Annotated in this window: 10 protein-coding genes; 8 read left to right on the forward strand and 2 right to left on the reverse strand. The window is 65.9% G+C overall.

Annotated elements, in window-relative coordinates; translation table 11 throughout:
- Positions 1-90: 90 nt before the first annotated feature.
- The gene (locus YWC_RS27835; RefSeq protein WP_084416244.1) at positions 91-1,764 is read right to left on the reverse strand and encodes a mechanosensitive ion channel family protein; all 1,674 of its coding nucleotides are present in this window, start codon (positions 1,762-1,764) and stop codon (positions 91-93) included.
- Positions 1,765-1,917: 153 nt separating this feature from the next.
- Here YWC_RS27835 and dapC point away from each other — a divergent pair, with 153 nt between their 5' ends.
- From dapC to YWC_RS0101550, 8 genes are all read left to right on the forward strand, one after another.
- Positions 1,918-3,129 carry a succinyldiaminopimelate transaminase gene (gene dapC / locus YWC_RS0101515; RefSeq protein ID WP_027863795.1) on the forward strand — a complete coding sequence of 404 codons (1,212 nt, stop codon included), beginning with the start codon at positions 1,918-1,920 and terminating at the stop codon, positions 3,127-3,129.
- A 36-nt stretch (positions 3,130-3,165) separates the two neighbouring features.
- Positions 3,166-3,993: a 2,3,4,5-tetrahydropyridine-2,6-dicarboxylate N-succinyltransferase gene (dapD, locus tag YWC_RS0101520; RefSeq protein ID WP_027863796.1), complete on the forward strand. Its 828-nt coding sequence runs from the start codon at positions 3,166-3,168 to the stop codon at positions 3,991-3,993.
- A gap of 82 nt (positions 3,994-4,075) precedes the next feature.
- On the forward strand, positions 4,076-5,221 hold the full coding sequence (locus YWC_RS0101525) for a PilT/PilU family type 4a pilus ATPase (RefSeq protein WP_027863797.1): 1,146 nt from the start codon (positions 4,076-4,078) through the stop codon (positions 5,219-5,221).
- A 133-nt stretch (positions 5,222-5,354) separates the two neighbouring features.
- Entirely contained in the window at positions 5,355-5,714 is a 360-nt protein-coding gene (locus YWC_RS0101530; protein ID WP_027863798.1) for an ArsC family reductase, read from the forward strand.
- Positions 5,711-6,847 (forward strand): succinyl-diaminopimelate desuccinylase, encoded by a 1,137-nt coding sequence (gene dapE / locus YWC_RS0101535; RefSeq protein ID WP_027863799.1) that lies wholly within the window; start codon positions 5,711-5,713, stop codon positions 6,845-6,847. The genes YWC_RS0101530 and dapE overlap by 4 nt, the downstream gene beginning before the upstream one ends.
- Positions 6,848-6,873: 26 nt before the next feature.
- Positions 6,874-7,764, forward strand: coding sequence for a 50S ribosomal protein L3 N(5)-glutamine methyltransferase (gene prmB, locus YWC_RS0101540; protein ID WP_027863800.1), 891 nt, complete (start codon positions 6,874-6,876; stop codon positions 7,762-7,764).
- 138 nt (positions 7,765-7,902) lie between these two features.
- Positions 7,903-9,882, forward strand: a complete 1,980-nt coding sequence (locus YWC_RS0101545) for an ATP-binding cassette domain-containing protein (RefSeq protein ID WP_027863801.1) — start codon at positions 7,903-7,905, stop codon at positions 9,880-9,882.
- Between the two features lie 231 nt (positions 9,883-10,113).
- Positions 10,114-12,258, forward strand: a complete 2,145-nt coding sequence (locus YWC_RS0101550) for a TonB-dependent receptor domain-containing protein (RefSeq protein WP_027863802.1) — start codon at positions 10,114-10,116, stop codon at positions 12,256-12,258.
- A 92-nt stretch (positions 12,259-12,350) separates the two neighbouring features.
- On the opposite strand, the gene YWC_RS0101555 is transcribed toward YWC_RS0101550, so the two are convergent.
- A complete protein-coding gene (locus YWC_RS0101555; RefSeq protein WP_027863803.1) occupies positions 12,351-12,821 on the reverse strand; it encodes a chemotaxis protein CheW in 471 nt (156 codons plus the stop codon).
- Between the last annotated feature and the right edge of the window lie 54 nt (positions 12,822-12,875).

Here is a 12,875-nt window from a genome sequence, read left to right on the forward strand (position 1 = left end):
TCGGTGAAATGCTGTTGATGTCTTGACACCAGCATAGCGCCGCCCGGTCGCCGCTTCCGTGCGAAAACGGACATAGTCCGTCCTGTTCCGTCAGGTCTTCGACGCCCCCGGGACAGGGTCAGGACAAGGCTCGTCCACGGCGCCGGGCTGTAGCAGCGCCAGCTGCTCCGGCGCGAACACCACCGTCTGGGCCTGGAACCCCAGCGCGATCCCGGCCGCCTCGAGCCGCTCGACGATCGCCAGCAGCAGCGCTTCGCGCGTGCGCACGCTGGCCTCGAAATCCGGCACTTCCATGTAGGCGAACACTTCGATATTGAAGGAGCGCTCGCCGATCCGGCCCAGGTGCGCGCGCGATCCTTCGCCGACCTCTTCGTGATCGAGCAGGACCTGGCGGACGATGCCGGCCGCTTCCGCCAGCCTGGCGGCGGGGGTGCGGTGGTCGAGCGCGATCACCGGGTTGAACAGGAAGCGGTCGCGCGCGGCGTAGTTCTCGATCTGGCGCGCCGAAAAATCGCCGTTCGGGATGGTCACCAGGGTACGGTCCAGGGTGCGCAGGCGGGTCGAACGGATCCCGATGTCTTCCACCGTGCCGATCACGTCGCCGACCTTGACGAAGTCGCCCACCTGGGCCGGCCGGTCGGCGATCACGGTGACGCTGCCGACCAGGTTCTCCACGGTCTTCTGCGCGCCCAGGGCAAGCGCGATACCGCCGATGCCGAGCGCCGCGATGCCGGTCGTGACATCGATGCCGAAGGTGTCGAGCAGGCCGATGGCGAAGAACAGCAGCAGCACCACCTTGGCGGTGCGCCGCGCCAGCACGATGACCGAGACCACCTGGCGCCGCCCGCGCCGCTGCATGCGCGTGATGGCGAGCTGGGCGACGGCGTCGAGCAGGCGCAGGCCGAACCAGACGAAAGCGATCAAGAGCAGGATGCCGGTGTAGCGCAGCAGGGTCTGGCGCGCCACGATCGCGACCGGCAGCCGTTCGGCCCATTCGAAGAACACGAACACGGCGACCAGGAGGCTGAGCGGCGGCAAGGCCGCCTCGAAGAAGCGGTAGGCGCCGTTGGCGGCGGGGTCCGCTACCAGCCGGCGGATCAGGGCGACCAGGATCGTGGCGACGAGCCACAGCCCGCCGAAGACCAGCGCGCCCAGGCCCACCAGCATGCCCCAGTCCTCCAGCGGCGCGCCGGCCACGGTGAATTGCGGACGCTGGGCATCGGTGACGGCGGTCGATTTCTCGGCCACGGCCGCGATCGCGGTCGCGGTCTCGCGCGAGATGCGCCAGATCTGCAGGCCCTCTTCTTCGCCGCGGCTGAGCAGGACCGGGATCGTCCTGCCCCTGGTCCTGATCTCGCCGATGCGCTCCTGGTCCACGGGCAGCTCGTCGCCGATCCTGCCGGGGCCGTCGTTCGACAGGGCCGCATACGGTTCCAGCGAGCCGCCGCTGTCGAGCAGGGCCTGGAACTCGCGCGCCCTGGCGGCAGCGGCCGCACGCTGCCGGCTGCTGTTCGCGGGGAGGTCGAAGTACTGGGCGGCGCGGTCGTAGTCTCCCTCGGCCAGGGCCCGGATCAGCCCGGAGACCGCCGAACGCGGCGTTTCGCGGCCGAGCAGGTCGGCCTGGGTGGGCGCGGCCGCGGTCTCGGGCTCGGCCGCGAACAGGGGACCGGCTGCCGCAGCCGGCAGTATGGACGCGAGCAGCAGCCATACAAAGGCCAGGGGAATCAAAAATTTCAGGAAAGAAATCAGGGCAGAAAGACGCATTCTCAAAAACAACTCCTTCGCTCAAGGGCAAGGCGCAGTCTAGCATCCGCCCCGTCCCTCACGAACTGCTGTCCTCGCCATCGCATCCGCAGGCAAGGGCTATAATTGTCCGAATAGCCAACGCACCCAGGCCGCTCATTGACGGTAATCGACGTGAATCCACATCTCGACCAGCTCCACCCCTACCCCTTCGAACAGCTGCGCCAGTTATTCAGCGGCGTGACCCCGAACCCCGCCTACAGTCCGATCAGCCTCGGTATCGGCGAACCGAAGCACCCGACGCCCGCCTTCATCGAGAAGGCCCTGATGCATGCGATGGCCGGCCTGTCGGTCTACCCGACGACCCACGGCAGCGAGCCGCTGCGGGCGGCGATCGCCGGCTGGCTCGAGCGCCGCTACGCCATCCCGGCGGTCGACCCGGGCACGATGGTGCTGCCGGTGAACGGTTCGCGCGAAGCGCTGTTCGCCTTTGCCCAGTGCGTCGTGGACGGCGCCCGCGGCAATGCGCTGGTGATGAGCCCGAACCCGTTCTACCAGATCTACGAGGGCGCGGCCTACCTGAGCGGCGCCACGCCCTATTACGTCAACTCGGAACCCGGCCGCAACTTCGCGCCCGACTATGCCAGCGTGCCGGATGAGGTCTGGTCGCGCGTGCAGCTGCTGTTCGTCTGCTCGCCGGGCAACCCGACCGGGGCCGTGCTCACGCTCGAGGACTGGCGCCAGCTGTTCGAGCTGTCCGAGCGCCACGGCTTCGTGATCGCCTCGGACGAGTGCTATTCCGAGATCTACTTCGGCACGACCCCGCCGCTGGGCGCCCTCGAAGCGGCGCACCAGCTGGGCCGCAGCAACGGCGCGCGCCCGTATGCGAACCTGGTGGTGTTCTCCAGCCTGTCGAAGCGCTCGAACGTGCCGGGCATGCGCTCGGGCTTCGTGGCGGGCGACCCTCAGCTCTTGAGGAAATTCCTGCTCTACCGCACCTACAGCGGCGGCGCCATGTCGCCGCCGATCCAGGCGGCCTCGATCGCTGCCTGGAACGACGAGCACCACGTGCAGGACAACCGCGCGCTGTACCGCGAGAAGTTCAACTTGATCACCCCGCTCCTGAAGGGCGTGATGGACGTCGAGTTGCCCGACGCCGGCTTCTACCTGTGGGCCGACGTGCGCCGCACCGGGCTGTCGGACACCGAGTTCGCACGCCGCCTGTACGCCGAATATAATGTGACGGTTTTGCCAGGCAGTTATCTTGCACGCGAAGCGCACGGCCTCAACCCGGGCCGCAACCGCATCCGCATGGCGCTGGTAGCCAGCGTCGACGAAGGACTCGAAGCCGCCAACCGCATCGTCGAGTTCTGCAAGAGCCTGTGAGGCCGGCACCAAACCATACCTAACTAGAGAATCATCATGACCCAACAACTCCAGAACATCATCGACACCGCGTGGGAACAGCGCGCGGAGTTCAGCCCGTCCAACGCCCCAGCCGAACTGCGCGACGCGGTCGCCCACGTGCTCGCCGGCCTGGATGCCGGCACCCTGCGCGTGGCAGAGAAAAGCAGCGGCGACTGGGTCGTGAACCAGTGGATCAAGAAGGCCGTGCTGCTGTCCTTCCGCCTCGAGAACAACGTGCCGGTCGCCGGTGGCGGCGGCATGCAGTTCTACGATAAAGTGCCGACCAAGTTCGCCGACTACACCCCGGAAGACTTCGCCAAGGGCGGTTTCCGCGTGGTGCCGCCGGCGGTCGCCCGCCGCGGCAGCTTCATCGGCAAGAACGTGGTCCTGATGCCGTCCTACGTCAACATCGGCGCCTACGTCGACGAAGGCGCGATGGTCGACACCTGGGCCACCGTCGGCTCCTGCGCCCAGATCGGCAAGAACGTGCACCTGTCGGGCGGCGTCGGCATCGGCGGCGTGCTGGAACCGATGCAGGCCAACCCGACCATCATCGAAGACAACTGCTTCATCGGCGCCCGTTCGGAGATCGTCGAAGGCGTGATCGTCGAAGAAAACTCGGTGATCTCGATGGGCGTGTACATCGGCCAGTCGACCAAGATCTACAACCGCGAAACCGGCGAAGTCAGCTACGGCCGCATCCCGTCGGGTTCGGTGGTGGTGTCGGGCAGCCTGCCGTCCGCCGACGGCAAGTACAGCCTGTACTGCGCCGTGATCGTCAAGCGCGTGGACGCCAAGACCCGCGCCAAGACCGGCATCAACGAGCTGCTGCGCGGCGACTGATGCACTTGCTGACCGCGTGGGCAGGGAACCTGCCCACGCGGTCAAGCGGCAGTAGAGCACCACTACATTAGGAGACGATGCCATGGCCATGGACCGCCTGTTCCAGCTGATGAAGGAGAAGAACGCTTCCGACATGTTCTTCGCCGCGAACTCGCCGGTGCACATCAAGATCAACGGGAATCTCATCCCGATCAACCAGCATCGTCTCGAACCCGACAACATCATCTCGCTGCTGTCCGAAATCGCCTCGCCGGAACAGATGCAGGAGCTCGAGCGCGAGAACGAACTCAACATGGGCGTCTCGGTCGCCAACCTGGGGCGCTTCCGCCTGTCGGCCTTCCGCCAGCGCGGCTCGATCTCGGCGGTGCTGCGCTTCGTGCCGGCGAATATCCCGCCGATCGGCGAACTGGGCCTGCCGCCGGTGCTTTCCGAACTCATTATGGAAAAGCGCGGCCTGCTGCTCGTCGTGGGCGCCACCGGTTCCGGCAAGTCGACCACCATCGCCTCGATGCTGGACCACCGCAACGAACAGCGCACCGGCCACATCCTGACGCTGGAAGACCCGATCGAGTACCTGTTCAAGAACAAGAAGTCGATCGTCAACCAGCGCGAAATCGGCAGCGACGCCACCAGCTTCGCCACGGCGCTACGCAACTCGATGCGCCAGGCGCCCGACTGCATCCTGATCGGCGAGATCCGCGACAAGGAAACCATGGCGGCGGCGCTGGCTTACGCCCAGTCCGGCCACCTGGTGCTGGCCACCCTGCACGCCAACAACAGCTACAACGCGCTGAACCGCATCATCAGCTTCTACCCGATCGAGAACCGCGCCGCCCTGCTGCAGGATCTGGCGTCAAGCGTAAAGGCGATCGTCTCGCAGCGCCTGATCAAATCAAGCGCCGGCGGCCAGCGCCAGGCCGCGGTCGAGGTGATGCTCAATACCCGCTACATCGCCGACCTGATCGAAAAGGGCGAGATCGGCCAGATCAAGGAAGCGATGGACAAGAGCCTGTCGCCAGGTTCGCAATCGTTTGAAACCGCCCTGCTCAAGCTGGTCAAGGATGGGCTGGTGACGCAGGAAGAAGCGCTGGCCAATGCCGACTCGGCCACCAACCTGCTCTGGCTGCTCAACAATGGGCCGGAAAGCCAGGTGCAGGGGGAGGAAGAGAAGAAACCGGGCAACGAACCGCCGGGAGCGTCCTTTACCGAATTCACGCTCAACAACTGAGCCATTTCTTCCGTCCGCTGCGGAAAAACGCCCCTGTGTAGAATCCTCGCAGGGGGCGTGCTGTGCTATCCTTGCCGCCTTTCCAAAATACCATCTCCCTGCGCATTCGCGCAGGCGCAAGGATTGACGCACCATGACCACGACCCTCTACGGCATCCCCAACTGCGACACCGTCAAGAAAGCCCGCACCTGGCTGGCGGACAACGGCCACGATTTCACGTTCCATGACTTCAAGAAACAAGGCTTGACGCGTGAACTGGTGGCCGGCTGGCTCGAACAGCTGGATTGGGAAACCCTGGTCAACCGCAAGGGCACGACCTGGCGCAACTTGCCGGACGAGCGCAAGGCGCACATCACCGACAAGGCCAGCGCGCTGGAGCTGATGCTGGAGAACCCGTCCGTCATCAAGCGCCCGGTATTGCAGGGCATCGGCCCGGTTTCGGTCGGCTTCTCGGCCGATGCCTATGCGGCCAAGTTCAAGGACGCTGCATGAAACCCTCGCGCGCCCTCTTGCTGACCGAAGAGCTGATCGCGCTCGACTCGGTCACCCCGCACGACAAGGGCTGCCAGGAGCGCCTGAAGGAGCTGCTGGCGCCCCTGGGCTTTCACTGCGAGACCATCGAATCGAACGGCGTCACCAACCTGTGGGCGCGCAAGGGGACGACCGCACCCGTGTTCGTGTTCGCCGGCCACACCGACGTGGTGCCTTCGGGCCCCGAACACCAGTGGCATTCCGCGCCTTTCGTGCCAACCCGCCGCGACGGCAAGCTGTATGGCCGCGGCGCCTCCGACATGAAGACCTCGATCGCGGCCATGGTGGTCGCCTGCGAGGAATTCATCGCCGCCCATCCTGACCACAAAGGCTCGATCGCTTTCCTGATCACCAGCGACGAGGAAGGCCCGGCCGTGGACGGCACCGTGGTGGTCTGCGAACGCCTGGAAGAACGCGGCGAGACCCTGGACTATTGCGTGGTGGGCGAACCGACCTCGAACCACGTGCTGGGCGACACCATCAAGAACGGCCGCCGCGGCTCGCTCTCGGGCCACCTGGTGATCAAGGGCATCCAGGGCCACATCGCCTACCCGCACCTGGCGCGCAACCCGATCCACCAGGCCGCGCCGGCGCTGGCGGAACTGGCTCTAGAGGCCTGGGACGAAGGCAATGAATACTACGCGCCGACCAGCTGGCAGATCTCGAACATCCAGGCCGGCACCGGCGCCACCAACGTGATCCCGGGGCATGTGACGATCGACTTCAACTTCCGCTTTTCCACCGCCAGCACCGCCGACGGCCTGGAAGCGCGCGTGCACGCCATCCTCGATCGCCACGGGCTCGACTACGAACTGCAGTGGACTTTATCCGGACAGCCGTTCCTGACGCCGAAAGGCCTGCTGTCGGACACGCTGTGCGACGCCATCTTCGAGGAGCTGGGCGTGCAGACCGAGCTGTCGACCACGGGCGGGACCTCGGACGGCCGCTTCATCGCCCGCATCTGCCCGCAGGTGATAGAATTCGGGCCTCCGAACGCCAGCATCCACAAGATCGACGAACACATCGAGCTGCGCTACATCGATCCCCTCAAGAACATCTATCGCCGCACGCTGGAACAGCTGCTGGCCCAGTAACGAGCAATAAAAACCGGGAGAAGGCCATGACCAACACCACTTTCAGCACGCCGCGCGACCTGCTGCGCTATGCGATCACCCGCTTCAACTCTGCCCGCCTGTTCTTCGGCCACGGCAGCGCCGAGGCCTTCGACGAAGCCGCCTACCTGATCCTGCACACCCTCAAGCTGCCGCTGGACCGGCTCGATCCCTTCCTGGACGCGCGCCTGCTGCCGGACGAAGTGATCCAGGTGATGGAAGTGATCGAGCGCCGCGTCACCGAGCGCGTGCCGGCCGCCTACATCACCAAGGAAGCCTGGCTGGGCGACTACCACTTCTACGTGGACGAACGCGTGCTGGTGCCGCGCTCCTTCATCGCCGAACTGATCCCGCAGACCTTCAGCCCCTGGGTGCAGGATCCGGAAAGCGTGGAGAACGTGCTGGAACTGTGCACCGGCAGCGGCTGCCTGGCGATCATGATGGCCGACGCCTTCCCGAATGCCGTGATCGACGCGGTGGACATCTCGAAGGACGCGCTGGCCGTGGCCGAGCACAACATCCGCGAATACAAGCTCGAAGGCCGCGTCAACCCGATCGAATCGGACCTGTACGAGCACGTGCCCTTCAAGCGCTACGACCTGATCGTCACCAACCCGCCCTACGTGAACAGCATCTCGATGGGCAAGCTGCCGCCGGAATACCTGCGCGAGCCGCAGATCGCGCTGGCGGGCGGCGAGGACGGCATGGACCTGGTGCGCAAGATCGTCGAAGGAGCGGCCGAGCGCCTGACGCCGGAAGGCATCCTCGTGGTCGAGATCGGCAACGAGCGCGACTATGCCGAAGCGGCCTTCGGGCACCTGGGGCTGACCTGGCTGAGCACTAGCGCCGGTGACGACGCCGTGTTCCTGCTGACCGCCGAACAGCTGCAGGCCAAGTAATACCGTTTAACGCTTTTCGTAGGGTGGACGGCTTCGCCGTCCGCGCGTCCAGCTAGAGACTGCGTCGTCACAGCGCATCCGAAAGTTGAACGCGCGGACGGCAGAGCCGTCCACCCTACATAACACTACAAGTTTGCAATGATCCGCTTCCAGAACGTCAGCCTGATGCGCGGCACCAAGCCGCTGCTCGAGGACGCCGACCTTACCCTCAACCCGGGCGACAAGATCGGCCTGATCGGCGCCAACGGCGCCGGCAAATCGAGCCTGTTCGCCATGCTGCGCGGCGAGCTGCACCCGGACCAGGGCGCCATCGACTTCCCCGCCAAGTGGCGCATGGCCTACGTGGCCCAGGAGACCCCGGCCCTGGACCGTCCAGCGCTGGAATACGCGATCGACGGCGACGTCAACCTGCGCCGCCTGCAGGCCGAACTCATTGACCTGGAAGCGCATCCGGATGCGGACGACCACGGCATGCGCCTGGGCGAAATCCACAGTCTGCTCGCCGATGCCGACGCCTACACGGTGCAGTCGCGCGGCGAGCAGCTGCTGCTGGGCCTGGGCTTCTCTCTGGAGCAGATGGCGCAGCCGGTGGCGAGCTTCTCGGGCGGCTGGCGCATGCGCCTGAACCTGGCGCAGGCCCTGATGTGCCCTTCCGACCTGCTGCTGCTGGACGAACCGACCAACCACCTGGACCTGGACGCGATCATCTGGCTGGAGGATTGGCTGAAGCGCTATCCGGGCACCCTGATCATCATTTCGCACGACCGCGATTTCCTCGACGAGATCGTCAACGTCGTCGTGCACATCGACGAGCGCAAGCTGAAGCGCTATTCGGGCAACTACAGCGCCTTCGAGCGCCAGCGCGCCGCCCACCTGGTGCTGGCCGCCGCCGCTTTCGAGAAACAGCAGCGCACCCGCGCCCACCTGCAATCCTTCGTGGACCGCTTCAAGGCCAAGGCCACCAAGGCGCGCCAGGCCCAGAGCCGCATGAAGGCGCTGGCCAAGATGGAAGAGCTGGCCCCGCTGCGCGCCGCCGCCGAATTCTCCTTCGAGTTCCGCGAGCCGCTCTCCGCGCCGAATCCGCTGCTGGTGCTGGACAACGTCGATGCCGGGTACCCCTTGCTGGATGAGCATGGCGACAAGGTCGGCGGCAAGGCGATCGTCAAGCGCGTCAACTTCTCGCTGCAGATCGGCCAGCGCATTGGCCTCCTTGGCGTGAACGGCGCCGGCAAGTCCACGCTCATCAAGACCGTCGCCGGCGAGCTGATGCCGCTGGAGGGCAAGGCTACGCTCGGCAAGGGCCTGTCGATCGGCTATTTTGCCCAGCACCAGGTCGAGATGCTGCGCCACGACGAGTCGCCGCTGTGGCACCTGCTGAAGATTGCCCCGAACGTGCGCGAGCAGGAGCTGCGCAACTTCCTCGGCAGCTTCAACTTCCCGGGCGACATGGTGACCAGCCCGATCGCGCCCTTCTCCGGCGGCGAAAAGGCGCGCCTTGCTCTGGCCCTGATCGTGTGGCAGCGCCCGAACCTGCTGCTGCTGGACGAACCGACCAACCACCTCGACCTCGAGACCCGCGAGGCGCTCACCATGGCGCTGGCACAGTTCGAGGGCACCGTGGTGCTGGTGTCGCACGACCGCCACCTGCTGCGCGCCACGACCGACGAGTTCATCATCGTCGCCGACGGCAAGCTGCAGCCTTTCGACGGCGACCTGGACGACTACAAGGAATGGCTGTTCCAGACCAAGCTCGGCAAGGGCACTGACACCCTGCCGGCGCCTGCCCCTGCGAAGGACGGCAAGCTCGAGGCGCCAATGGCGGCCCCGGTCGACCGCAAGGAGCAAAAGAAGCTGGAAGCGGAAGCGCGCCAGCGCATGGCGGCGCTCAGGAAGCCCATCGAGAACCGCGTCAAGCGCCTCGAAGAGCAGATGGCCAAGCTGAACGCGAAGAAGGCCGAGATCGACGCCCAGCTGCTCGAGCCGAGCATCTACGATGCCGAGAACAAGGACAAGCTCAAGACCCTGGTGGCTGACCAGGCTTTTGCTTCGCGCGACCTGGAACAGCTCGAATCCGAATGGCTGGAGCTGCAGGAGCAGCTCGAAGGCCTGGCGGCGTAAACCTCACGCCAAACCTCTTCGTTTGACCCATCCGCATCGTCCTGAGCAAGGGCGATGCGCGACCCGTTGTGCCCCCTCTTCTACCCGCCAATCCGCGAACCTGGTGCCTTGTCGCGTGCCTCCCTCATCAAAAAAGTCGAGATTTAAATAGGAATCATTCTTATTCTCATTTATAATGTTTCCATTCTGCATATCTTTACGTTCTTTTTCGACTTTTTACACGGATACCGTATGCCTGCGTCCCGCTTTGCCCTGCCGCTGTTCCGCCGCTCCCTCATCAGCACCGCCGTTGCCCTGCTGCCCCTCGCTGCCAGCGCCGATCCGGCGCCGCACGACATGGCGACGGTCGTCGTCACCGCGTCCGGCTTCGAGCAGAGCATCCGCGAAGCGCCGGCCTCGATCACCGTGCTCACCCGCGAGCAGCTCGAGAAGGAGCGCTTCGGCAACCTGGCGCAGGCGCTGGAGAGCGTGGAAGGCATCGACGTCGGCGCCGCCGGCGACAAGACCGGCGGCCTGAACATCAGCATCCGCGGCATGCCCAGCGACTACACCCTGGTCCTGATCGACGGCCGCCGCCAGAACGCCGCCGGCAGCGTCACCCCGAACGGCTTCGGCGGCACCTCGACCAGCTTCATGCCGCCGGTCGGCGCGATCGAGCGCATCGAGATCATCCGCGGCCCGATGTCGACCCTGTACGGTTCGGACGCGATGGGCGGCGTGATCAACATCATCACGCGCAAGGTCGGCAAGCGCTGGCATGGCAACGTGGCGGCCGACTACACGGTGCAGGAGGAATCGAGCTTCGGCGACGTCAAGGGCGCCAAGTTCTACCTGAGCGGCCCGCTCGCCGCCGACGTGCTGGGCCTGTCGTTGCGCGGCAGCACCCAGCGCCGCGCCGCCGCCGATATCCGCTACCAGAACCAGAACGGCATCGTGGCGCCGACCATGGGCGCCAATCCGGTCGAATCGAACATCCACAACCTCGGCGCGCGCCTGGCCTGGGCGCCCAGCCGCATGCACGAATTCACGCTGGACGCAGACAGCACCCGCCAGAGCTACGACAACACGCGCGGCCAGCTCGGGACCCTGGGCATCCAGGGCGGCTACGGTCCGAAGCAGAAGTACAACCGCGACCAGGGCAGCCTGTCCTACCGCGCGCGCCTGGGCTTCGGCACCTGGGACAGCAGCTACATGGTCAACCGCACCGAAACCATCGGCCGCACCATCCCGCCGGGAACCCCTGGCGCCGTGGCCGGCAGCGCGCGCACACTGGAAGTCGAAAGCCGCGTGTTCGACACCAAGCTGGTGGCGCCCTGGGGCAATCACCTGACCACCATCGGCGCCCAGCACTGGGATGCCGAAATGGTCGACGGCGTCGCGCCGCAGGCCTTCGCCTTCACCCAGAAAGCCCTGTTCCTGGAAGACGAGTGGCGCATCGCCCAGCCGCTGCTGCTGACGCTCGGTGCGCGCTACGACGACCACAGCATCTTCGGTGGCCAGGTCAGCCCGCGCGCCTACCTGGTGTGGAACGCGTCGCCGCGCTGGACCGTCAAGGGCGGCGCCAGCCGCGGCTACAAGACCCCGCGCGTCGAGCAGCTGGCGCCCGGCATCAACGGCTTCGGCGGCCAGGGCACGATTCCCCTGGTGGGCAGCCCCGGCCTCAAGCCCGAGACCAGCGTGACGACCGAACTGGGCGTCTATTTCGACAACGGCGCCGGCTGGACCGCCAATGCGGCCCTGTTCAACAACGAGTTCAAGGACAAGATCACCACCGGCACCGGCCTGCTGAACTGCTCCTACAGGCTGGCGCCCAATCGACCGGGCTGCGTCAGCTTCGGCAACTGGCCGAACGTCGACGCCTTCGGCCAGTCCACCAACGTCGATGAGGCGGTGACCCGCGGCGTGGAGCTCGCGACCCGCTTCCCGCTCGCACCTGACTGGGCCCTGAGCGCCAACTACACCTACACCGACAGCGAGCAGAAAAGCGGCCCGAATGCCGGCAAGCCGCTCGGCGACACGCCGGAACATGCGCTCAACGCGCGCCTCGCCTGGGACATCTCGGCGCAATGGAACGCCTGGCTGCGCCTCGAGGCCCGCAGCGAGCGCTTCCGCGATCCGGGCAGCTCGGCAGCGACCCGCGCGGCCAAGGCGGCGCTGGGCGACTACAAGGGGTATGGGATGCTGCACCTGGGCGGCAGCTACCAGCTGAACAAGCGCGTCACGCTGAATGCGGCGATCTACAACCTGGCCAACAAGGACTTCATCGATTACCGTCCTTACCAGGCGCCCGGGTCTGCTGCGCCGACCTGGAGCAGCGTCTACGTCAACAACATGGACGGGCGCCGCCTGTGGCTGTCCGTGAGCGCGGACTTCTAAGAGCGCCTAACAATTCCCCCTATGGCTGCGTTGCATCGTCTCGCCGTACTAGCGTACTGTCTTCGACGCTGCGCCTTGCCCTAGGGGTTTTGTCAGGCGCTCTTGGCGACCTGGCGCGGTTCGGCCGGCGCCACCGACATCAGGCGCGCGATGTCGATCAGGATCATGCGCCGCCCCTTGGCCAGGCCGAGGCCGATCAGGTAGTCGGCGTCGCGCTGGGCGCCCGGCAGCGCGACCACCTGCTCCGGGCGCAGGCGCACCACGCCGGTGACGCGCTCCACCACCACCCCGACCACGCCTGCCGCCACCCGCACGATCACCACGTCGGTATCCGGCTCGGGCAGCGCAAAGACGGGGGCGAAGGCGGCCCGCAGGTCCATCACCGGCATGATCACCCCGCGCGAGAGCGCCACGCCGCCGATGATCTCGCCGTCGCTGCAGAAACGCTCGAGCGACCGGTAGGCCTTGAGTTCCTGCACCGCGGAATAGTCGAGCCCGTAATCGAGCCCGCCCAGGGTAAACCCAAGGAATTGCTGGGGTGCGGCGAGGAGGTGGTTCGACATGGTGGTTCCTTTCATCGGCACCACCAATGCTAAAGGCGAGCTTCCCTTAAAATG

Source organism: Massilia alkalitolerans DSM 17462 (genome assembly GCF_000427785.1).
GTDB lineage: Bacteria > Pseudomonadota > Gammaproteobacteria > Burkholderiales > Burkholderiaceae_D > Telluria > Telluria alkalitolerans.